This is a genomic window from Veillonella parvula (genome assembly GCF_945949885.1).
GTDB lineage: Bacteria > Bacillota > Negativicutes > Veillonellales > Veillonellaceae > Veillonella > Veillonella parvula_B.
The window spans coordinates 12712-33204 of the sequence record NZ_CAMFFZ010000014.1 but is presented as its reverse complement, the minus strand read 5'-3'; the positions used below and the strand labels follow the sequence as shown (position 1 = coordinate 33204).

Here is a 20493-nt window from a genome sequence, read left to right as displayed (position 1 = left end):
TGCAATATGAAAGAAAAGGATATTCAAAAGCTCATCAATCGTGCTGTTGTGGCTCGCGATAAAACCTATAGTCCTTATTCACATTTTGGCGTGGGCGCAGCCCTTCTTTGCGAGGATGGAAGCATCTATGAGGGGTGTAATATAGAGAATGCTTCTTATGGATTAACTAATTGTGCGGAGCGAACTGCTATATTTAAGGCCGTATCAGAAGGGCAAACAAAATTTAAAGCCCTTGCTGTAGTTGCTGATACGGAAGGACCTTGTGCCCCATGTGGTGCTTGCCGTCAGGTGATTTCTGAATTTGGAATACCTCGTATTATAATGGCGAATTTAAGAGGGGACTATACAGTTGTTGATTTAGAAGGACTATTACCTTTTAGATTTAGGGCCGATAATATGTAAAAAAGAGACCACCTATGTGGTCTCTTTTTAGTATACCTTAAAATGCAGGAACAATAGCACCTTGGTATTTTTCTTGGATGAATTTGATAATTTCAGGGCTATGAAGTGCAGCCATCAATTTTTTGATGCGAGGGTCATTTTCATTACCTTTAAGTACAGTTACGATATTAACGTAAGGGGAATCGTTAGTTTCAATCGCCAATGCATCTTTGCCAGGGTTAAGACCTGCGTTTAATGCAAAGTTAGTGTTGATAGCTGCTAAGGCTACATCGTCAAGGGAACGAGGCACTTGTGCTGCTTCTAATTCTACGAATTGATATTCGTTAGGGTTCACAGTAATATCTTGTACGGTAGATAAGATGTTTGTAGAGTCTTTTAATGTAATTAGACCTTGCTTTTGTAACAACAATAATGCACGACCACCGTTTGTAGGGTCATTAGGAATAGCGATTTTAGCGCCTTTTGGAAGATCTTTCAAATCTTTGATTTTACGGGAGTATAAACCCATTGGCTCAAGGTGAACACCACCAGCAGATACTAAGTCAAGTTTGTGAGCTTTTGCGAATTCCTCCATGTAAGGTACGTGTTGGAAGAAGTTGGCATCAATTTCTTTGTCTCCTAAAGCCAAGTTAGGTGTGTTGTAATCAGTGAATTCTGTGATTTTTAATTCGATACCATCTTTTGCTAAAATCGGTTTAACTTGTTCTAAAATTTCTGCGTGAGGTACTGCTGTTGCCCCAATTTTTAATACTTGTTTACCATCGCTAGTAGCTTGTTTGTTGTCGTTACCGCAGCCTGCGATTAATAAAGCACCGCCAAGGATTACAGTAGCTGCTAATGCTAAAAATTTTCTCATTACACACACTCCTTATACAATAATTACATATAAAATATTAAATCTATAGTACTAAATAATTTCCTATCTATCAAGAAGGAATTATTATAGGTTCTCCATAACTAAAAACTATGGAGAACCTATAATATAAGTATGTTCATTTTTAAAACAATTTGCCCATAATAAGTCCAATCGCCCACATTAGTTGATAAATCATGGCTGCCCCAGCGGTAGTGCCCATAGCCTTATCTAATTGGAACTCATCTGTATTGGTAGATAATGTATGAATTGTTTTGAAAGCTAGTGGTGCCGCAAGGAATGCTAATAAGGCGAACCATGTCATATGGCCTATTATAATCCAAGCAATGATCCAAATAAAATTGAAAATATATGAGATACTCATTAAGCTGAGCGTTCTTTCACGACCAAGCACGATTGGCAATGTGTGACGTCCATGGCTTTCATCATTTCTAATATCTCGGATATTATTCGTCAACATGATGGAACCAACTAACAATGTAGATGGAATTGCAGGAATTAACAGAGCTAAGGATAATTCTTGTGTCCAGGCATAGCCTGTAATGAGTACGATGGCAAAACCCATAGCGATACCAGAGGAAATTTCTCCAAAGGGTGTTCGAGAAATTGGTTTTGGACCGCCAGAGTAAAGGAAACTAATTAGAATACATAAGAAGCCTATAGGGATGTAATACCAAGTTATAGTAGCAGATAAATAAAGACCAATGATAATGGGTACAAACATGAGTACTTTAATCATCGTTATAATGAGTTCTGGTGTTATAGCGCCACGCGTGATAGAACCAGCATTACCTATCTTTTGACCAGCATCGAGTCCAGATTTAAAGTCTTTATATTCATTCCATAAATTTGCTATAATTTGGGCGGTTACAACTGCTAAGAATATAAGTATCGTATGGAATATAGCTAGCCCTGTGCCCTGAACGGCACCAAATGCATAATAACTAAAGGCGGCACCTAAAATAGTAGGCCCTAATGCGGCAGCTAATGTGCGAGGTCTAGTAAGGGGAATTAATTCTTGTATCATATCAAAAGCACACCGAGTGTGCACTCCTTTCCATTTCTCATACATATATCATCTTTACATGTCTATTTATGTATTGTATAGCAGAAAGATAAGCTTGTAAATTATACTATACAGTTATATATGTCGATATAGTATAATAATTTATATATGCAGTATAGATTATCTTTTAAACTCTTAATATATACTGCACAAATTATCTAACAATCTATACATAGTGTATTGTTAAAAAGGTGAGGTGTCTTATGAGAACTCTCAATAAAAAGATGATGACATTGGCTTGTGCTACCTGTTTAACTGTGGGTATGGGGGCAGTGGCATGTGCTGATACGGTTGATTTAGGTTATGGTATGTACGGCAGTACCTCCCCAACTGTGAAAGCTGTAGAAGTTATGCACATTTCTACTGATGCAAGATTGCGTAATCAAGAACAAGATAAATTTCTCAAAGTAGCAAATAAATCTGCTGTTGATACTATTAATAATGTTGTGAAAGCACAGACTGGTGTAGCTGTTGAACCAGTGAAGGGGGATTTTATTGATGGTTACTCCTTCTATCAATTGCAAGGTACTGATAAACAAGGTCATCATACAGGTAGTTTAATTGTTATTAACTATTCTAAAAATGCTATTGATCAAGTTATAGGTATGAATAAAACTATTTTAGAGAAGGGATCAGATGCGGAAAAGGCTGCATTAAAGCACTCCATCTCTAAACATGTAGAATCTTACTCTAAAGAGATGGCTCAACAACAATTACAAGGCTTAAAAAGCAACACGGTTGAAGGTGCTAAGTTATCAAAAGATTTGAAGACGATAAATGATAAAATACCTGCTCAAATTATGGGCGCTGTTGATAAAATGCTTGCTACAGATAAGAAAACATCTACAAAGGATAAACAAGAGTTCATTTCCTATGTAGAGTTTATGACGAAACAATTGCGTGTTGATGCAACTCATGTAGCGTATAAACCTGTTCAAACGCGCTATGGTACGGCTGTGACTGGTGATTTACGAGGCGGTCTTAGCTATGATGGCTTTAGAAACACTTACTCCTTAATTGGATATGCTGTTCCTACAGATAAGGGTGTATCTTTACAGCTTTTAATGTCTGACGACTCTAGTCATGATTATTGGACTAATGAATTGAATCATATGTATCAAACACAATCTCTCAAGGGAGGTAAATAGTATGAAATCTTTGAAAGTATTGGCTTGCACTGCATGCTTATTAGGAACTGTATCAAGTATTAGTTTGGCTAAGGATGTACAAACTATTGGGGGCTCTATGGTAGTACCTAATAATGTAAATATTGTTTCTGCGTCTAAAACAAATACTCGTGATTTTGTAGAGAAACAAATGCAACAGAATCCCTCAAAATCTACGATGACCAATATGATGGCTAAAGAATTTTTCCAAAATTTTGGTACTAATTTTGATGTATACCAATTACAAGGGGCAGATAAAACTGGTCAAAAAGATGCATTCGTAGTAGCTGTAGATGTTAAACAAATAGCGCAACAAGTGGCTAAAGAAAAGGCTAATGACCCAATGTTTATAGCTGCTATGACCGCTCTTGATAAAGGTCAAATTGATCCTGTAACAGAGCAACTTTTATTAGGAACAATAAATAAACAGATTCCTACTAGCACAACGGTAGTTCCTTTGAATGGACCTATTAATGTGTCTAGTCGTGATCCCCAAAAAGCAACGATTATGCCTAAGACACTTAGAACTCTAACCGTAGAAAATGCAGAACAAGTACATCCGGTGACTGGCACAAAATATCAAACGTATGCTGCAAGCTCTCGCTTGTTATATGCAGATGGAAATGTACAAACTCCACTCTATGCAAATGCTGCATTTGTGTTGAAGCCAGGAAAACCGGTGTTGTATGTAGGTATAACAACTGATGTACAACGTGATTATTTCAAACCAATATTTGATAATGCATTTAAATCAATTAAATAATTGGTTATATACGTACTTTTATGTAATATGGTATATATTGAGCTAAGTCATATATATCGTGGCATCAACATGAGTTTTATGCCATAAGCATAGTTATATTAATTTGTATTTATTTATAAAAGGAGAATTATCATGAAAACAATTTCTACAGACAAAGCACCAGCAGCAGTAGGTCCTTACTCTCAAGCTAAAGTGGTTGGTAGTTTATTATTTGCTTCTGGACAAATTCCACTCAATCCTGCAACTGGTAAAGTTGTTGAAGGGGGTATCGTAGAGCAAACTGAACAAGTATGCAAAAATATTGAAGCCGTATTGACTGAAGCTGGTATAGACTTCTCCAAAGTTGTTAAAACAACTTGCTTCTTAGCTGATATCGGTGATTTCAAAGCATTTAATGAAGTGTATGCTAAATATTTCACTTCTAAACCAGCTCGTTCATGTGTAGCAGTAAAAGATCTTCCATTAGGTGTTATTGTAGAAGTGGAAATTATTGCGGAAGTATAAGATGGATTATATTTATTTGTTACAGTCAGAGATGCGTCCTGCCTTCGGTTGTACTGAGCCAATTGCATTGGCTTATGCGGCTGCGAAGGCCGTCTCTGTTTTAGATGAATTTCCTAACCGTATTCACGCAAGATGCAGCGCGAATATTATTAAAAATGTAAAATCTGTAGTCATTCCAAATTCTGGGGGACGAAAAGGACTAACGGCGGCTGCTACACTGGGTGCTATTGTAGGTCATCCAGAGCGTGAACTAGAGGTATTAGAATCTGCTACAGACGAAGATCGTAAATGGCTTGGCACATTGCTTGATGCCAACTTCTGTACCGTTTCACTTGCTGAAGGTGTAGATAATCTATATATAGAAATCACTGCAGAAACAGATGAACATACAGCGGTTGTTCGCATTGAAAATGACCATACGAATGTAACATATGTATCAGTAGATTGCGAGATTGTCTCTGAAGCAGTCAATGAAATCAAGAAAGCGACTAAAACAGAATATGCCATGACCTTCGATAGCATTTACAAATTTGCCTTAACCGGTGATATTTCTGGTATCCTTCCCCAAATAAAACAACAAGTAGAGTATAATTCTGCTATTTCTAAGGAAGGTCTGTCCAATGATTACGGTGCTAACATTGGTCAATTATTATTATTGGACGATGAAAATCCATCTCTTGAAACAAAATGCAAGGCTCGTGCCGCGGCCGGCTCTGATGCGCGTATGAGCGGCTGTCCATTGCCTGTAGTTATTTGCTCTGGCTCTGGTAACCAAGGCTTAACGGTATCTGTACCAATCATTACGACTGCCGAGGAACTTGGTAAAAGCGATGATGAACTTTATCGCGCTCTCGTCTTTGCGAACTTGCTGACGCTTTATGTTAAATCCGGCATCGGTAAATTGTCTGCATACTGCGGTGTTGTATCTGCCGGTGTTGTAAGTGTAGCAGGCATAGCTTTCTTGAAAGGTGATAGCAAAGAAATCATCGAGAACACTCTTGTAAATGGGCTTGCAAGTTTATCGGGTATCGTATGCGATGGTGCAAAACCATCCTGTGCAGGTAAAATTGCAATTTCTCTTGATGGTGCTTTTATGGGATATAAGCAAGCTCGCCTTAATAAAAACTACCAAAAAGGCGATGGCCTTGTAGCATACTCCGTTGATGAAACCATCCGCAGCATCGGTGCTGTGGCACAAGGCATGAAAGAAACAGACGTAGTTATATTGAATGAAATGCTAAAACACTAAACTGTATGTGATGTGTTTAGTTGAATATAAAAAGAACCCTTCGTTGGTCTGTACCTTTAAAAATTGTGTCCAATTTTTTTTGGTGTAGTTCACATGAAGGGTTCTTTTTTGTTTATTGTAATTTTTTAGGATCTTTAAGTATCAATGAAGCCCCAAGACCCACTACTAGGAATGGTACAAGTGTCATCATAGCGGCAGGTAAAGTATAGGTATCCGCAAGGTTACCTACTACAGGTGCGACGATACCGCCGATAGTTTGGCTCACGCCGAGGGTAATACCAGAGGCAAAGCCGATGCTTTTAGCGAGGTAGGTTTGACCTAGTACGATAACTGGGCTGTAGCTAATTGCTTTTGCGGCACCAATCATGAGTAGTAGTAGATAGGCTACAGGCATCATGATGACAGGGGAGAAGGTTGGCACTTCTGTTAATAAGAACATAGCCGGCAACCAAATTAATAGGGATAGTCTAATGATTTTGATAGGACCATATTTGTCGCCTAATAGACCGCCGATATATGTCATGAAGATGCCTATACTAAAGAATACGGTTAATGCAAAACTGCCTTGTTCTGGACTGGTGCCGAGTTCACGAGTCCAGAAGATAGGAATAAATGCATTGATAACGCGGAAGTTTACCGATTGGCTTAGAATGATAACGAACAAGATACCAAAGTATTTCCAGTAATTTTTGAGTGGTTTGGCTACAAGTGTAGGGTTTTCTGTAGCTACCGCTTGGTCGATAGTGCGTGCATGAGCTACTATGCGAGGCATGAGGATGAATAAAATTGTTGATATGATAAGACCTACCACGGTGAAAGCCGCCAATCCATGCGGACCTACTGTATAGGCAATAGAGCCAGCAAAGAGTGGGCCGATGGCAAAACCAGAGCTACCGCCGATAGCAAAGGTGCCCATGGCTTTTCCTTTTTTGCCGCCACCGAGGCGGTTCATGATCTTTGCCCCTTCAGGGTGGAAGATAGAAGACCCCACACCGGCTAAGGTGGCACAAACAAGTAAGCTTTCATAGGAGGTGACAAAACCCATAACACCTGTGCTACAAGCAGAGAGTAAAACACCTAAGGCGATGAGTCGAGGCTGATTGATCTTGTCAGAAAGATACCCTAATAATGGTTGTAATAATGAAGATAATGCTGTATTGGCTAAGATAAGAAAGCCCGCTTGTTCTAAGCTGAGTCCATAGGTATAGATGAACAGTGGCAAGAGGGCAGGCAATACACTTTGGCAGGAGTCATTAATCATATGACTCACCGTGATGAGATAAGGATAATATTTTTTCATAGTAGTGGTCCCTTCGCAAAAAAGCGCTAACCACGGTTAGCGCTTTATATATTTTATATGGCAGAGGAGGAGGGATTTGAACCCCCGCGCCGGTTGCCCGACCTACCGCATTTCGAGTGCGGACCCTTCAGCCTCTTGGGTACTCCTCCGTGTTTTACGGCGCTCCTTAAAAAAGTCTTTCATGATTTGGCTACATTCATCACCAAGGACACCAGATGCTAGTTCAGGCTCATGATTTAAACCAGGGTGAGAGAGTACATTGAAAAGAGACTCTACAGCGCCTCCTTTGTAATCACTTGCACCATATACAACACGGTCAATACGACTGTTGATGATGGCTCCAGCGCACATCGGACACGGCTCTATCGTAACATACAGGGTACAACCAGTCAACCGCCAGCGCTTGAGTACATCACATGCTTCACGGATGACGAGCACTTCTGCATGAGCCGTTGCATCGTGATCTAATTCGCGGCGATTATGGTGGCGTGAAATGATTGTATTGTTTTGAACTAAAATGGCGCCGATAGGAATTTCTCCTAAGTCATAGGCCTTGTGAGCTTCCTCTAGGGCGAACGCCATGAAATACTCGTCCCGAGTACGCTCATCCATATTTTTAATCTCTATAGGTGTAATGTCTTTTGTCATTCTCATACCTCTTAATGTATAATATCTTACATAAAGTCTATCATAGTGTACGCAGTTATGCGAATAGATTGTGTGAGGGTATTATGGATATTATTTGGTATATATTTGATATGATTGGCACTATTGCCTTTGCTATCTCGGGAGCACTCGTTGGGGTGGCGCGAAAGATGGATATATTTGGTATGGTTGTGTTGGCATTGGCCACGGCAATCGGCGGTGGAATTGTACGGGATGTTCTCCTGGGGTATTTTCCGCCGAACTCATTACGCAATATTGTATATGTAACTGTGGTTATTTCTGTAACAATTATCGTATTTATTATGTATAACAGCCGTTATCGCAAGCATGCTATGGGCCCTCGTAGTCGAGCAAGCTATTTATTGGCCGATGCAGTCGGGTTGGCATCTTTTACAGTAACTGGAGCATCTGCAGGATTTAAACTATATCCGGAGTTGCCAATTTTCATTGTTTTATTAGGAACTATTACTGCTGTTGGTGGCGGCATTATCCGAGATATGCTAGCTCAACGGATTCCGTCTGTTTTGAAAGAAGACGTGTATGCTCTGCCTAGTGTTATTGGAGGCATCGTTTATTACTTAATGGTTATTTCTAACTGGGTTGGAGAGGCTGTATATGGTGCTTTTACCGTTGTACTAGTTATCCGTCTACTAGCTATTAAATATAATTGGAGCTTACCCAAAGTGCGCTAAAGCTAAAGGCGCTGCATTTGAGAAATAACAAGTAAATGATATAATTATACCGTTAAGTATTTCATAAAAGTGTCAGAAAAAAAGAGTATTATATAAGAGTTAATTTTCGAGTCGAGAGTACTCGTGTACACAGAAGGAGATTTGCTTTATGACAAATAAATGGTTGAAAGTAGCATTAATGGTTACAGCCATTGCTACAGGTACATCCATCAATATTGATGCAGAAACCGTATTATATGTACCTCAAGATGATCGCCCTGTAAGCTTACAATATACAGTTGACACAGCTCGTGAGGCGGGTATGACTGTGTTGACACCACCTCAACACTTGATTTCTGGTAAGACATACCAAGGTCAAGCTGATCAAATTATGGCTTGGGTAGAGCAAAATGCAGGTCGTGCTGATGTTATGGTATTAAGTACAGATACTCTTATTTATGGAGGTCTTGTAGATTCTCGTAAACATAATATTCCGCTTAGCACATTGCAAAATCGCTTGAAACGTATTGAAGGTTTAAAAGCGCGTAATAAAAATGTACGCATCTATGGTTTTGGTACGGTAATGCGTTCTCCGCGTGCGAGTGGTGGCGGTACTGAACCGGCTTATTATGCGGAATATGGTCCAACTATCTTCCAAATCGCTGCATTACAAGATAAATTGGATTCTGGCTCCTTAACACAAGAAGAAACTCAAAAATTGATGAGTCTACAAGCCTCTGTTCCTGTGGAATACTTGCAAGACTGGTTTGACCGCCGTCAAAAAAATATGAAAATCAACAAAGAGTTGATTGATGAAACTCGCAGTGGTGTATTCGACTACTTTGCATTAGGTCATGATGATACATCTCAATTATCTCAATCCGCACTAGAAGGTCGTTACCTCAACAGATATTCCAAGGATATTTCTGTTGAAAAATATGGTAGCTTCCCTGGTGCTGACCAACTCGGTCTCTTGTTGATGGCGCGTTCCCGTACCGATGTGAGCACAGAAAAACCTACATTCTCCGTAATTTATCCACTCGGTGGTGGTGGTAAAACATTGCCAGGTTACGAAGATCAAACGATTGATAAAACAATTGCTCAACATGTTGAGGCTGTAGGTGGCACGATGGTGACACAAGGCAAACCAACTGTATTATTGGCTGTTAATACACCGCTTACTACGAGTACAGGTGAATCTGAAAACTTCGAAAACTTCCCAATGATTTCCAACTCTACAAATGCTTTCGTAGATCGTATTCAACAAGCTGTTGATTCTGGTGTGAACGTAAGCGTTGCAGATATTGCTTTCAATAATGGTGCAGACAATACGTTAGTATCCGCTATGTATAAACGAGATCTGTTGTACAAAATCGGTGCGTATAATGGTTGGAATACAGCAAGTAACACAGTAGGTTACGCTATTGCTCAAGGATTATTGCTTAAATCTATGAGCCCAGAAGGTCATCGTGATATGTTGACGCAACAATATTTGGATAACTGGGCATATCAAGCAAATATCCGTAAAGATATTTATCGTATGCAAGATTCTATCAGAACAGACAATGTTCGTTACTCTGGTGAATTAAATGAACGTCTTGAAAGTTACTTAGGTGAACGCATTCAAGATTTCGCTGAAAAATACCTTAAAATCAATCCTCGTACAGTAAAAGCTACATTCCCATGGGGGCGTCTATTTGAAACGGATATCACTGTTTATGATAAACCAGTGGTACCTCTTGAAAAAGAATTGCGCTTGAAACGAGAAGCTGAAGCAAAAGCTAAGGCTGAAGCAGAAGCTAAGGCTAAGGCAGAAGCGGCAGCTAAAGCAAATGGTCAGGCTGTACCAGCTCAATCGGCACAACCTGAAAAAGCTGCAACGCCTCAAACACCTACATCTACATCTCCGGTAGTTAAACAACCAGCTACAGAGTCTCAAGGTCCACGTGTCGTACCGACACCTGCCGCTGCACCTGGTCAATAATGAATAGGGAATGGCTATGAAAAAAGCATTTTTACCGGAAATTACTTATATGCGAGGTCTCTGTATGCTCGGTGTTATCGGCATTCACGTAGGATCTTACGCATTGCAAAATCCTTTTGTAAATTTAGAACTCATCAGCGTGTTAGAAATTCTCTCTCGCTTTGGAGTGCCTGCGTTTTTTTTCCTCTCTGCATTTGGTTTGTTTTATCATACCTCGGTAGAGGGACCATTCTCATATAAGGAATTTATGCACCGCCGCATTCAGGTGGTGCTGTTTCCATATATTACGTGGTCCATCTTTTACTTGCTCTATACGGGATTGACGGCGCACAATCTCGGCAATTTACGTCCGGGTCCATTGGCGATAAATCTACTCTTTGGTACCTCTATGTATCATTTGTATTTTATGGTTATTTTGCTATGGTTCTACGTGATGATGCCGTTATGGCGGGCAATGGTGAAAGTTATCCTCAAGCGACCTGTGTTCTGGATGGTGTTATTATTTGTTGTCCAAGTCGCTATTGATTATGTATCATCGTATATGCTTGGCCGTTGGGTAACGGAAAATCTAAGTAATCAGCCGATTCTTAAATATCTTTTCGATATGCGACTCAACTATTGGGTAATTCATTATGTGTGGATTTTCCTTTTAGGTGCTGTATGTGCTGAACGATATGAAACGGTCTGTGAATACATGTGGCGCTATCGTTATCTTTTAGGTGCTAGTGCAGTAGGATCTGTATTATTGATGCTTGGATCCTATTACTATGTCATGGACGTATGGCATTACACGGTGCTAGAAGCAATTTATACGGTACATCAAATGAGTCCGATGGGTGTTCTTTACACTGGTTTGGGAACGATGTTTAGTTTATTCCTATTCCAAACACTACCTATGAATGTGACTATGGAATCCATTTGGTCTGAGATAGGGGACAAGTCCTATGGCATTTATTTAACACATCCGTTCTGGCTGTTAATCATATCTGCTGTGATGGCTAAATACAATCTCTTGTACACGGTGGTCAATGTTCTCGTTATGTATGCCATGGCGTTGGCATTATCCTATTTGACTACGGTAGGTTTCAATTATTTACCTAAGTCTATTTGTAAATTTGTACTGGGGCACTAGTATAATCAGAAAGCTTTTGTTGTATAGAGAGTCCTAATTGGTATTAGTACTTTCGTATCGACCATAGTACTAACTAGCTCTGTGGTGCTGATTTAGTATTAAAATAATATATGCAATACATCCGCTAGGATATAGTTTTTAACTATGGTATCCTAGCGGATTTTTGTATATCTAATTAATATCTTTCACAAAGTAAAGTGTGAAAATTTGAAAGTAATTGTGTTATAATAAGTCCATGATGATTACCACTTGATAGAGTAACGAAAAGAAAAAGAGGTGCTCCTATGCAAGAATTAACATATTTTAACGGTGAATTCGTTGAACCAGGTGCCAAAGTTATCAGTATTGATGACCGTGGCTATTTGTTTGGTGATTCTGTATATGAAGTTGTTCGCGTCGTAAAGGGCCGTTGCTTCGCTTTGTCTTACCACCAAGATCGTTTGTATCGCTCTATGCGTGAAATGGATATCCCTGTAAAAATGACCCCTGATGATTTGACAGAATTGCACGAAATTTTGATCGAGCAAAGTGAAATCAAAGAGGGCTATATTTATTTACAAATCTCTCGTGGTGTAGCACCACGTCACCATGCTTATGATCGCTCCAAATTAGAACCACAAATGCTTATGTCTATCCGTACCTTGGATTTAGATGAAGTCAATAAATTGGGTGAAGGTGTAAAAGCGATAGCTTTACCTGATGAACGTTGGGATCATGTAGATATTAAGACTACAAACTTGATCCCGAATATCTTGGCACAAACAAAAGCAGAAAAGAAATTTGCTTATACAGCAATCTTGTTCCGTGATGGCATTTGTACAGAAGGCGCCACATCTAATGTGTTTGCTGTTAAGGATGGTATCTTGTACACGCATCCAGCGGATAATCATATCTTAAAAGGTATTACGCGCCAAATGATCTTAACGCGTGTAGCACCATCTTTAGGTATTACCATTATTGAGAAAGAATTCGATCGTAATTTTGTAGATGATGCGGATGAATTATTCTTTACCGATACAATTGGTGGTGTCATCCCAATTACTAAGCTAGACAGAAATTTAGTATCTGGTGGTAAACCAGGTGCCATTACACTTCGTCTACGCGAAGCACTAGAAAAATTGATGGAAGAAGGGCTACCTTGATAGATAAGTTGCTTTCATCAAATGGTACACATTTACCTTAAGAAAGGAAATTATTTTGATACAATTAGAACACATTAGTAAAGTCTATGAAGGTGCTACTCGTGTGGAAGCGTTGAAAGATATTAGCCTAAATGTGAAAGAAGGCGAAATCTTTGGCATTATCGGCCAATCCGGTGCCGGTAAATCCACCTTGATTCGTTGCATCAATATGCTCGAAGCACCTACATCTGGCTCTGTTATCGTAAATGGTACAGACTTAACCACACTTAGTAAATCAGCTTTGCGTAAAGCACGCAAAGATATCGGTATGATTTTCCAACATTTTAACCTCTTGTCCTCTCGCACAGTGTATGACAATGTAGCATTTCCGTTGGAATTACAAGGTATGAGCAAGGCTGAAATCAAGGAGCGCATCGAGCCGATCCTTGATATCGTAGGTCTTACAGAGCGTATGAACAACTATCCATCTCAATTATCTGGTGGTCAAAAGCAACGTGTTGGTATCGCTCGTGCATTGGCCTCAAATCCAAAGGTTCTCCTTTGTGATGAAGCCACATCTGCCCTTGATCCTCAAACAACAGATTCTATTTTGAAATTGTTGAAAGATATTAACGAAAAGATGGGGCTCACTATTGTGCTCATTACACATGAGATGCATGTTATTCGTGAAATCTGTGATCGTGTGGCAGTTATTGAAGGCGGTGTAATACTCGAAGAAGGTAGCACGGTTGAAGTATTCACACATCCTCGCGAAAATACGACAAAAGAGTTTATTAACTCTGTAGTGAGTGAAAACTTACCTCCAGAAGCATTGGAACATCTAGAGTTGCATGATCAATGGATTGCAGGAACCGCGCCATTAGTTCGCCTCAAATTTACAGGACAAGCAACAGATGAGCCTGTAGTAGCAGGTCTTGTAAGACGCTTTAATTTAGATGTAAGCATCCTTTTTGGCGGCATTGATTACATCCAAAATACGAGCGTTGGTCGCCTCATCGTTATCTTGAATGGTGACCCAGAAAATGCACAAGAAGGTTTGGACTACATCAAAACGTTACCAATTGAAAGCGAGGTGATCGGTTATGTCAGAGCAAATCATTAATCTACTCATAACTGGTACCCTTGATACATTGCAAATGACGATAATTTCTACGGTAATGGCAATGTTATTAGGTATTCCTCTTGGTGTTGTTTTGGTTGTTACTTCTAAAGGTCATATCTTGGAAAACGTAGCACTAAATAAAGTGTTAGGTGCAATTGTGAATGCCATTCGTTCCGTACCTTTCATCATCTTGATGGTTGCCATCATTCCATTTACTCGCATGGTGGTAGGTACATCCATCGGTACAACTGCAGCATGTGTACCATTGACAATTGCGGCGATTCCATTCTTGGCGCGCCTTGTAGAAACGTCTATTAAGGATATTAATTTTGGTGTTATCGAGGCGGCTCAATCCATGGGGGCAAGCCCATTACAAATCATTTGGAAAGTATTATTACCAGAAGCATTGCCAACAATTATTGACAATGTGACGGTGCTTATCGTCAACCTCATCGGTTACTCTGCGATGGCAGGTGCTATCGGCGGGGGTGGTCTCGGAGATATTGCTATCCGATATGGTTACCAACGTTTCCAAGCCGATATTATGATCGCTACAATCATCATCTTGATTGTATTGGTACAAGTTGTACAAATGATTGGTGATGCTTGGTCTAAAGCGATGAATAAGAAGTAGGAGGATCCGATGAGTATCAATGAAAAATTGAGAAGTCAACAAAATGACGAATTGTTCACCGCCATTTTAACGCTTGAAAATACAGAAGAATGCTATGCATTTTTTGAAGACATCTGTACGATTAACGAATTAAAAGCATTATCTCAACGTTTGCAGGTAGCAAAAATGCTTCGTGCAGGGGATAGCTATGAGAAAATTGTAGAAGAAACAGGTGCGAGTACTGCGACGATTAGTCGTGTAAAGCGCTGTTTAGTATATGGTGCGGATGGTTATACATTGGCTCTCGATCGTCTAGGCGCAAAATAAAATAAACTAGCATGACAACGGTGGTCTTTGGCGACCGTTGATGTGCTATCTGTAGGAGGTTTATTATGGAGTGGCTCATTGCGGTAACAGGTTTACCATTCGATATCCTTATACTCATTTTACTTGCCGTAGCTGGTGCATTTGCTGGCTTTGTAGACTCCATTGTGGGCGGTGGAGGCCTTATCTCTGTACCTGCCATGTTATTAACAAATCTTCCACCTAGTGTGGCTCTGGGCAGTAATAAATTATCTAGTATCTTTGGAGCTGGTAGCGCATCCATTACATTTTTGAGAAATCACATGGTTGATTTCTCTCTAGTTCGTAAATTATTGCCTTTTACCTTTGTGGGCTCTATGCTTGGTACATTGGCGGTTGTTTCTTTACCTCCACTGTATGTAAAGCCTATTATCATCATATTACTTGTTTGTGTAACACTTTTTGTGGTGTTCAAAAAAGACTGGGGTGAAATCAATCGTACATCTCAGGTAGCAGGAAAAGCGTTATATATTTGCATGGCGTTTGCTCTTGGTATCGGTATATATGATGGCTTTATAGGACCTGGTACAGGTACGTTTTTGATTATGGGTTTTATCTTTACAGGTTTTGATTTCTTGCATGCTTCTGCTAACGCAAAAATATTAAATTTTACTAGTAATTTGGCGTCTTTATTGGTATTTTTATATTTAGGGCATGTGAATATTATGTATGGTCTGGCTGCAGGAGTGGGTCAAATTATTGGCGCTTATGTAGGATCGCACCTCGCCATTGTAAAAGGCTCATCTTTGGTGCGAGTTGTATTCTTGTCGGTAACGACAGTTATGTTGTTGAAATTAGTCTATGACTATGTTTCAACTTTATAGGAGGGCAAGGTATGCCTCATAAAAGTGATGTACAAGTGGCCTTGATCAGTGGTGGTACATCGGGTATTGGATTTGCTACGGCAAAGCTTTTACTCAAAGAAGGTTGGTGTGTAGTCATCAATGGTCGAAATGAAAAAGTTGGTCAAAAGGCTAAAACTAAGCTACGTCGTTATTCATCTAAGGTACAATATATTCAAGGTGATGTATCTAAAATTGAGGATTGTCAGCGAATTGTAAAAGAAACAGTAGATTTGTTTGGTGGGGTGTCTGCTCTTGTAACAGCTGCAGGCTACTATGAAGAAGAATTGCTAGCTGATGTTACAGAGGCAGCTTTTGATGAAATGTTTGGGACTAATGTAAAAGGTACTGTATTCTTATGTCAAGCGGCGCTTCCCTATTTACGATCATCAAAGGGCAGTATTGTAACGATCGCTAGTGATGCAGGTTTACAAGGTAATGTAGCGTGTTCTGTATATGGTGCATCAAAGGGGGCTGTAGTGAGCTTTACAAAATCTCTATCCCTTGAAATGGCACCTCACAGTGTTCGTGTAAACTGTGTGTGTCCTGGTGATGTAGATACATCATTAGTGGACAAACAGATTGCTAATGCCAATCAAGATGCGGCAGCTGCAAAGGCTGAAATGGGCCAACATTACCCACTAGGTCGCATTGCTAAGCCCCATGAAATTGGCGAAGTAATTGTATTTTTGTTGAGTAATAAGGCTTCTTTTGTGACAGGTGCAGCATGGACAATCGATGGTGGACTCACAAGTTGGTAATATAGAAAATATTAGAAGCTGTTATATATGGATAATTAGAAAAATTCATTTCACTTCTATCAATAGAATGGTATAATAATACTAATAATAAGACCTATAGTTGGTTCACAACAAAGGAGAATACTTATGGCAGAATATAATGGCGTAACACTTGAGCCGCTTATGGATGGATCTCAAGATCGTGACTATCAAGTTGAACAATTTATTTTCTGGGGGGCAGGTCGTGCGGCAGCATTGGCATTATCCTCTAAATTCAGCAGTGTCGCTTTGTGCGCCAATGCTACGTACATGGTAACTCGTATTGCTCATCTTTATGACGTAGAATTGCAAGCTGGTGCTGTAGTTGGTTTAGTAGGTGGTCTTAGCACAGCTGTAGGTACAGCTGCAGTATCCCTTCTAATTCCAATTAAAGCTGTTCGCGTTCCTGTAGCTATCGGTTTAACTTATGCTATTGGTAAAATTGCAAATATTTGGATTCAAGATGGTATGCCTTCTGATATCGAACGTTACAAACCGATGGTTGCTGAATTCCTTGAAAATGGTAAAGCTATTGCTTCTGAAATCGTTCGTGATGCGGGTGCTAGTATTCTTTTCACTCAAGGTCAACGTGACGTATGGGCTGGGATTGCTAATGAAACAGGTCTTGCTAAAGAATCTTTAAAGCAAGTTTACGAAGAAAAAGTAACACCTGCCATCAATAAATGGAATAATGAAACAAAATACCAAATTCATGATAACGCAGCAGAAGTTGTAGCAAAGGTTTCTGATGCAGCGAAAGAAAAACTTGATTCTGCTAAAGAAGGTATTGAAGTAGCTAAAGAATTCGCAAAAGGTGGTGTAGAAGTGGCAAAAGCTTCTGCACAGGTAGCAGTAGAAACTGCAAAAACTAAAGCTTCTGATGCTGTAGAGACAGCAAAAGATGTTGCTACAAACACTGTTAACACAGCGAAAGATAAAATTGGCGGTTTGCGTAAATAAACGCTGAAGGATTATTATTACTATGAATCCATTTAAGATTATTAAATATGGTAAGTATTTTAGCGAATCAAGATTTTTAGGGTTTCTTGGTCGATATGGTAAGAAACTTACCTTTGTACAACAAGCAGTAACCTTGTTCCTTTGTTTTCGCGACAAGGACACTCCCAAATATGTAAAAGCGGTCATTGCAGGTGCCTTAGGATATTTGGTATTACCTATTGATATTGTACCGGATACGATTGCTGTATTAGGTTGGGTAGATGATGTGGCAGTACTCGGATTAGCCTTTAAGATTGCGAATCGTTATATCAAAACGAGTCATCAAGAAGAGGCAAAAAAATTCTTTCCATTTGGTAGCAGTCGCTAACTTTTACCATTTTAGGCAGTTTGATCCACAGTGATTGAACTGCCTTTATTTATTTGACACACTAAAGTAATAGATATAGAATAAAAATTGTATACTATTTAAAAAGGACAGAATTTATGCATATTGCTTCAGTAAATGTACGATTTTATGAAACTGATATGATGGGGATTGCTCACCATAGTAATCATTTTAGATGGTTTGAAATGGCGCGCATTGAATTCCTTCGTAAGATCGGTGTCACTTTGTGGGATATGATGAATGAGGATATTGTATTTCCCATCATGAATGTATCTTGCAATTATAAAGAACCTGCGAATTTCGATGATGAACTTCACATCGAAACGTATTTGGTTAAGATGACGAGGGCTCAAATGGTGTTTCGCTATCGCATGCACCGTGCTAGTGATGGTGCAATACTTGCTACGGGGGAAACTAAGAATGCCTTTATGTCAAAATTAACAGGAAAAATTGTGCGATTAGACGATACTTTTTACCTGCCTATGTTAGCAGCTGTTGAGGAGATGCCGCATGAGTAATGTACAACAATTGCCTATCGGTGTATTTGACTCTGGTGTAGGCGGACTATCTGTGTTAAAGGTATTACAAGAACAATTTCCTAACGAAGATTTTATCTATATCGGTGATAATGCGAATAATCCTGTAGGTAATCGCAGTGATGATGAAATCACTTATTTAGCGTGCCGTATTGCGGAGACGCTAGAAAAGCAGCCTGTTAAGTTGATGGTGATTGCTTGTAACACCTTCACCGTTGTGGCTCTTGATGCGGTACGTGAACTTGTATCTGTGCCAGTTATTGGTGTATCACAAGGTGTAAAAACAGCTATTAATAAAAGTAAAAGCAAGACTATCGGTATTATGGCGACCGTGGCCACTGTAAATAGTCATATTCATAAGCATGTGGCATTAGAAGTTGATCACGAGGTTTTTGTTTGGGAACAATCTTGTCCAGAGTTGGCGGGGCTTATTGAACAAGGTCATTTAGATGATTACTTTGTTCGTGAAGTATGCAAGGATTATTTAGAACCTTTATTATCTCGAGAAATTGAGGTTGTTGTTTTGGGGTGTACTCATTTTCCATTTGTACAACCTTTACTAGAGGAACTAACATCGTGTCGCATTCAGTTCATTGATCCTGCTTTTGAAACAAGTGAATTGGTTCGTCACAGACTAGAGAGTAAAAATCTTTTCAATCCTCAAGATACTCTAGGCACCGTGACATTGTATTTTACAAAGGATGTCGAACTTGGTGATACGTTGAGTGCATCCTTCCTTGATACAAGCCGTCGTACCATTGAACATATTACATTATAAAGGAGATACCCTATGTGGTTTTATAACATCCTCAGTGCAGTAATCGCTATTATTGTGGCTGTTGCAGCTCTGTACTTATTATTCCGTTTGTTTGTGTTGAAACAAGGTAATGAAAATATTGTCTTATTAGCGAAACGGGCAACGAACTTCCAAGTGTCTGATCGTAGTTTTGAGTCCATTACTTTGTTCTGTGATATACCATTTGTAAATAAAGGGCGCCAATTGGGCACAATAATGGACTTATTTCCACGTCCATTATTACCAGAAGAACATTTTGATGCAGTTAAGGTAAATGCTTGGGCTATGGATATTAATCGTCCGCGTCAAGATGGATACTTTGAAGCTATAATTATCAAACCACGCAAAGGTGGCACAATTCGTGTATATGTTACATTAACAGGTAAAACTGGCAATATTCGAGAAGATATTAAGGGATTCCCTTATATGGACATCGATATTTACTACCAAATCGTAGGCCGGACAGACTATCATATCGATAAACAGCGTATTCGTTTGACTGCTGAAGAAGTTCAAGCAGCAATGGTTCAATAAGGAGGTATAACAATGGCAGAATTAGAGTTAGTATGTGTGCCAACACGTATTCTTACAGATAATGATGACATCGTTGATGCTATCGTTGAATTTGGCGGACATAATATTGGACCTGAAGATATCGTATGCGTTGCTGAATCTGTAGTAGCTATTACGCAAGGTCGTTTTACACGTCCTGAAGAGCTAAATGTGTGCTGGCAAGCTCGTTTAATTAATCGTTTTATCCATCCAGATGGTTCCATGGCATCTATTTATGGTATGCAATCGGCTATGAATTTGGATGGTAAATGGAAGGTATTAGGTGCTTTTATTTTAGGCGCTATTGCTAAAATTTTCCGTAAACCAGGGGTATTCTATGCAATTGCTCGGGCTGCATCCTTAACAGATGATGTAACGGGGACTATGCCTCCATTTGATAAGCACATTGTATTTGGTCCAAAGGATCCTGATAAAGTGGCTGAGAAAATTGTATCTCGCACTGGTTGTTATGGTGCCGTTGTAGCTGATGTTAATGATTTGAAACGGTCCGCTATTTTAGGTACAAGTCGTGGAATTGACGCTAAAAAAATTGCACAATTGTTGATTGATAATCCATTTGGTAACGATAGTCAAATGACTCCGATTGTTATCATCAAAAATTACGCATCTGTATCTGGTAAATAAC

24 protein-coding genes and 1 tRNA gene are annotated in these 20493 nt (G+C 39.4%); 20 read left to right on the top strand and 5 right to left on the bottom strand.

All coding sequences use genetic code 11. The features are described from left to right. Positions 1-6 precede the first annotated feature (6 nt). Complete coding sequence (locus Q7O55_RS05700) at positions 7-402, top strand: cytidine deaminase (RefSeq protein WP_303929097.1); 396 nt, start codon at positions 7-9, stop codon at positions 400-402. A 37-nt stretch (positions 403-439) separates the two neighbouring features. Here the strand turns inward: Q7O55_RS05700 and Q7O55_RS05695 are convergent, their stop codons facing one another. Both Q7O55_RS05695 and menA read right to left on the bottom strand, forming a co-directional pair. After that, the gene (locus Q7O55_RS05695; protein ID WP_303929096.1) at positions 440-1258 is read right to left on the bottom strand and encodes a MetQ/NlpA family ABC transporter substrate-binding protein; all 819 of its coding nucleotides are present in this window, start codon (positions 1256-1258) and stop codon (positions 440-442) included. A 142-nt stretch (positions 1259-1400) separates the two neighbouring features. Then, positions 1401-2303 (bottom strand): 1,4-dihydroxy-2-naphthoate octaprenyltransferase, encoded by a 903-nt coding sequence (gene menA, locus Q7O55_RS05690; protein ID WP_303929095.1) that lies wholly within the window; start codon positions 2301-2303, stop codon positions 1401-1403. A 242-nt stretch (positions 2304-2545) separates the two neighbouring features. Between menA and Q7O55_RS05685 the strand changes: the two genes are divergently transcribed. The 4 genes from Q7O55_RS05685 (at position 2546) to Q7O55_RS05670 (ending at position 6024) form a co-directional block, all read left to right on the top strand. Beyond that, complete coding sequence (locus Q7O55_RS05685) at positions 2546-3490, top strand: hypothetical protein (RefSeq protein WP_303929093.1); 945 nt, start codon at positions 2546-2548, stop codon at positions 3488-3490. Between the two features lies 1 nt (position 3491). After that, entirely contained in the window at positions 3492-4271 is a 780-nt protein-coding gene (locus Q7O55_RS05680) for a hypothetical protein (protein ID WP_303929090.1), read from the top strand. A 132-nt stretch (positions 4272-4403) separates the two neighbouring features. Next, positions 4404-4775: a RidA family protein gene (locus Q7O55_RS05675; RefSeq protein WP_303929088.1), complete on the top strand. Its 372-nt coding sequence runs from the start codon at positions 4404-4406 to the stop codon at positions 4773-4775. A 1-nt stretch (position 4776) separates the two neighbouring features. Continuing rightward, positions 4777-6024: a serine dehydratase subunit alpha family protein gene (locus Q7O55_RS05670; protein WP_303929086.1), complete on the top strand. Its 1248-nt coding sequence runs from the start codon at positions 4777-4779 to the stop codon at positions 6022-6024. A gap of 112 nt (positions 6025-6136) precedes the next feature. Here the strand turns inward: Q7O55_RS05670 and Q7O55_RS05665 are convergent, their stop codons facing one another. From Q7O55_RS05665 to tadA, 3 genes are all read right to left on the bottom strand, one after another. After that, entirely contained in the window at positions 6137-7324 is a 1188-nt protein-coding gene (locus Q7O55_RS05665) for an MFS transporter (protein WP_303929084.1), read from the bottom strand. Between the two features lie 58 nt (positions 7325-7382). Continuing rightward, positions 7383-7473, bottom strand: a tRNA-Ser gene (locus tag Q7O55_RS05660). Then, complete coding sequence (tadA, locus tag Q7O55_RS05655) at positions 7427-7972, bottom strand: tRNA adenosine(34) deaminase TadA (RefSeq protein WP_303929126.1); 546 nt, start codon at positions 7970-7972, stop codon at positions 7427-7429. Before tadA ends, Q7O55_RS05660 begins: the two co-directional genes overlap by 47 nt. 83 nt (positions 7973-8055) lie before the next feature. On the opposite strand from tadA, the gene Q7O55_RS05650 reads away from it, so the two are divergent. The 15 genes from Q7O55_RS05650 to Q7O55_RS05580 all read left to right on the top strand — a co-directional run bounded on the left by Q7O55_RS05650 (position 8056) and on the right by Q7O55_RS05580 (position 20492). Then, entirely contained in the window at positions 8056-8682 is a 627-nt protein-coding gene (locus tag Q7O55_RS05650) for a trimeric intracellular cation channel family protein (RefSeq protein ID WP_303929082.1), read from the top strand. A 148-nt stretch (positions 8683-8830) separates the two neighbouring features. Continuing rightward, on the top strand, positions 8831-10645 hold the full coding sequence (locus Q7O55_RS05645; RefSeq protein ID WP_303929080.1) for a DUF4127 family protein: 1815 nt from the start codon (positions 8831-8833) through the stop codon (positions 10643-10645). A 10-nt stretch (positions 10646-10655) separates the two neighbouring features. Next, complete coding sequence (locus Q7O55_RS05640) at positions 10656-11777, top strand: acyltransferase (RefSeq protein ID WP_303929079.1); 1122 nt, start codon at positions 10656-10658, stop codon at positions 11775-11777. A 284-nt stretch (positions 11778-12061) separates the two neighbouring features. Beyond that, on the top strand, positions 12062-12919 hold the full coding sequence (locus Q7O55_RS05635) for an aminotransferase class IV (RefSeq protein WP_012863977.1): 858 nt from the start codon (positions 12062-12064) through the stop codon (positions 12917-12919). 55 nt (positions 12920-12974) lie between these two features. Further along, positions 12975-14021 (top strand): methionine ABC transporter ATP-binding protein, encoded by a 1047-nt coding sequence (locus Q7O55_RS05630; RefSeq protein WP_303929077.1) that lies wholly within the window; start codon positions 12975-12977, stop codon positions 14019-14021. Beyond that, positions 14002-14655: a methionine ABC transporter permease gene (locus tag Q7O55_RS05625; protein WP_303929075.1), complete on the top strand. Its 654-nt coding sequence runs from the start codon at positions 14002-14004 to the stop codon at positions 14653-14655. Before Q7O55_RS05630 ends, Q7O55_RS05625 begins: the two co-directional genes overlap by 20 nt. 9 nt (positions 14656-14664) lie before the next feature. Continuing rightward, positions 14665-14961 (top strand): YerC/YecD family TrpR-related protein, encoded by a 297-nt coding sequence (locus Q7O55_RS05620; RefSeq protein ID WP_004693609.1) that lies wholly within the window; start codon positions 14665-14667, stop codon positions 14959-14961. Between the two features lie 65 nt (positions 14962-15026). Continuing rightward, positions 15027-15821, top strand: coding sequence for a TSUP family transporter (locus tag Q7O55_RS05615; protein ID WP_278470476.1), 795 nt, complete (start codon positions 15027-15029; stop codon positions 15819-15821). An 11-nt stretch (positions 15822-15832) separates the two neighbouring features. Further along, positions 15833-16600, top strand: a complete 768-nt coding sequence (locus Q7O55_RS05610; protein ID WP_021147817.1) for an SDR family NAD(P)-dependent oxidoreductase — start codon at positions 15833-15835, stop codon at positions 16598-16600. Positions 16601-16726: 126 nt separating this feature from the next. Next, positions 16727-17578, top strand: coding sequence for a hypothetical protein (locus Q7O55_RS05605; protein ID WP_303929071.1), 852 nt, complete (start codon positions 16727-16729; stop codon positions 17576-17578). Between the two features lie 22 nt (positions 17579-17600). Continuing rightward, a complete protein-coding gene (locus Q7O55_RS05600; protein WP_303929069.1) occupies positions 17601-17945 on the top strand; it encodes a YkvA family protein in 345 nt (114 codons plus the stop codon). Positions 17946-18061: 116 nt separating this feature from the next. Beyond that, on the top strand, positions 18062-18481 hold the full coding sequence (locus Q7O55_RS05595; protein WP_303929067.1) for a thioesterase family protein: 420 nt from the start codon (positions 18062-18064) through the stop codon (positions 18479-18481). After that, entirely contained in the window at positions 18474-19277 is an 804-nt protein-coding gene (murI, locus tag Q7O55_RS05590) for a glutamate racemase (RefSeq protein ID WP_303929065.1), read from the top strand. Before Q7O55_RS05595 ends, murI begins: the two co-directional genes overlap by 8 nt. A gap of 12 nt (positions 19278-19289) precedes the next feature. Continuing rightward, complete coding sequence (locus Q7O55_RS05585) at positions 19290-19829, top strand: hypothetical protein (protein ID WP_004693598.1); 540 nt, start codon at positions 19290-19292, stop codon at positions 19827-19829. A gap of 12 nt (positions 19830-19841) precedes the next feature. After that, on the top strand, positions 19842-20492 hold the full coding sequence (locus tag Q7O55_RS05580) for a coenzyme F420-0:L-glutamate ligase (RefSeq protein WP_004693597.1): 651 nt from the start codon (positions 19842-19844) through the stop codon (positions 20490-20492). The last annotated feature ends 1 nt before the right edge of the window (position 20493 follow it).

What these genes read in the sequence shown, in the direction of transcription:
- murI (WP_303929065.1), top strand. Translation starts at nt 18,474, where the DNA reads ATGAGTAATGTACAACAATTGCCTATCGGTGTATTTGACTCTGGTGTA.
- Q7O55_RS05670 (WP_303929086.1), top strand. Translation starts at nt 4,777, where the DNA reads ATGGATTATATTTATTTGTTACAGTCAGAGATGCGTCCTGCCTTCGGT.
- Q7O55_RS05700 (WP_303929097.1), top strand. Translation starts at nt 7, where the DNA reads ATGAAAGAAAAGGATATTCAAAAGCTCATCAATCGTGCTGTTGTGGCT.
- Q7O55_RS05595 (WP_303929067.1), top strand. Translation starts at nt 18,062, where the DNA reads ATGCATATTGCTTCAGTAAATGTACGATTTTATGAAACTGATATGATG.
- Q7O55_RS05610 (WP_021147817.1), top strand. Translation starts at nt 15,833, where the DNA reads ATGCCTCATAAAAGTGATGTACAAGTGGCCTTGATCAGTGGTGGTACA.
- Q7O55_RS05650 (WP_303929082.1), top strand. Translation starts at nt 8,056, where the DNA reads ATGGATATTATTTGGTATATATTTGATATGATTGGCACTATTGCCTTT.
- Q7O55_RS05645 (WP_303929080.1), top strand. Translation starts at nt 8,831, where the DNA reads ATGACAAATAAATGGTTGAAAGTAGCATTAATGGTTACAGCCATTGCT.
- Q7O55_RS05640 (WP_303929079.1), top strand. Translation starts at nt 10,656, where the DNA reads ATGGCTATGAAAAAAGCATTTTTACCGGAAATTACTTATATGCGAGGT.
- Q7O55_RS05605 (WP_303929071.1), top strand. Translation starts at nt 16,727, where the DNA reads ATGGCAGAATATAATGGCGTAACACTTGAGCCGCTTATGGATGGATCT.
- Q7O55_RS05585 (WP_004693598.1), top strand. Translation starts at nt 19,290, where the DNA reads ATGTGGTTTTATAACATCCTCAGTGCAGTAATCGCTATTATTGTGGCT.
- Q7O55_RS05635 (WP_012863977.1), top strand. Translation starts at nt 12,062, where the DNA reads ATGCAAGAATTAACATATTTTAACGGTGAATTCGTTGAACCAGGTGCC.
- tadA (WP_303929126.1), bottom strand. Translation starts at nt 7,972, where the DNA reads ATGACAAAAGACATTACACCTATAGAGATTAAAAATATGGATGAGCGT.
- Q7O55_RS05665 (WP_303929084.1), bottom strand. Translation starts at nt 7,324, where the DNA reads ATGAAAAAATATTATCCTTATCTCATCACGGTGAGTCATATGATTAAT.
- Q7O55_RS05675 (WP_303929088.1), top strand. Translation starts at nt 4,404, where the DNA reads ATGAAAACAATTTCTACAGACAAAGCACCAGCAGCAGTAGGTCCTTAC.
- Q7O55_RS05625 (WP_303929075.1), top strand. Translation starts at nt 14,002, where the DNA reads ATGTCAGAGCAAATCATTAATCTACTCATAACTGGTACCCTTGATACA.
- menA (WP_303929095.1), bottom strand. Translation starts at nt 2,303, where the DNA reads ATGATACAAGAATTAATTCCCCTTACTAGACCTCGCACATTAGCTGCC.
- Q7O55_RS05695 (WP_303929096.1), bottom strand. Translation starts at nt 1,258, where the DNA reads ATGAGAAAATTTTTAGCATTAGCAGCTACTGTAATCCTTGGCGGTGCT.
- Q7O55_RS05580 (WP_004693597.1), top strand. Translation starts at nt 19,842, where the DNA reads ATGGCAGAATTAGAGTTAGTATGTGTGCCAACACGTATTCTTACAGAT.
- Q7O55_RS05620 (WP_004693609.1), top strand. Translation starts at nt 14,665, where the DNA reads ATGAGTATCAATGAAAAATTGAGAAGTCAACAAAATGACGAATTGTTC.
- Q7O55_RS05615 (WP_278470476.1), top strand. Translation starts at nt 15,027, where the DNA reads ATGGAGTGGCTCATTGCGGTAACAGGTTTACCATTCGATATCCTTATA.
- Q7O55_RS05680 (WP_303929090.1), top strand. Translation starts at nt 3,492, where the DNA reads ATGAAATCTTTGAAAGTATTGGCTTGCACTGCATGCTTATTAGGAACT.
- Q7O55_RS05685 (WP_303929093.1), top strand. Translation starts at nt 2,546, where the DNA reads ATGAGAACTCTCAATAAAAAGATGATGACATTGGCTTGTGCTACCTGT.
- Q7O55_RS05600 (WP_303929069.1), top strand. Translation starts at nt 17,601, where the DNA reads ATGAATCCATTTAAGATTATTAAATATGGTAAGTATTTTAGCGAATCA.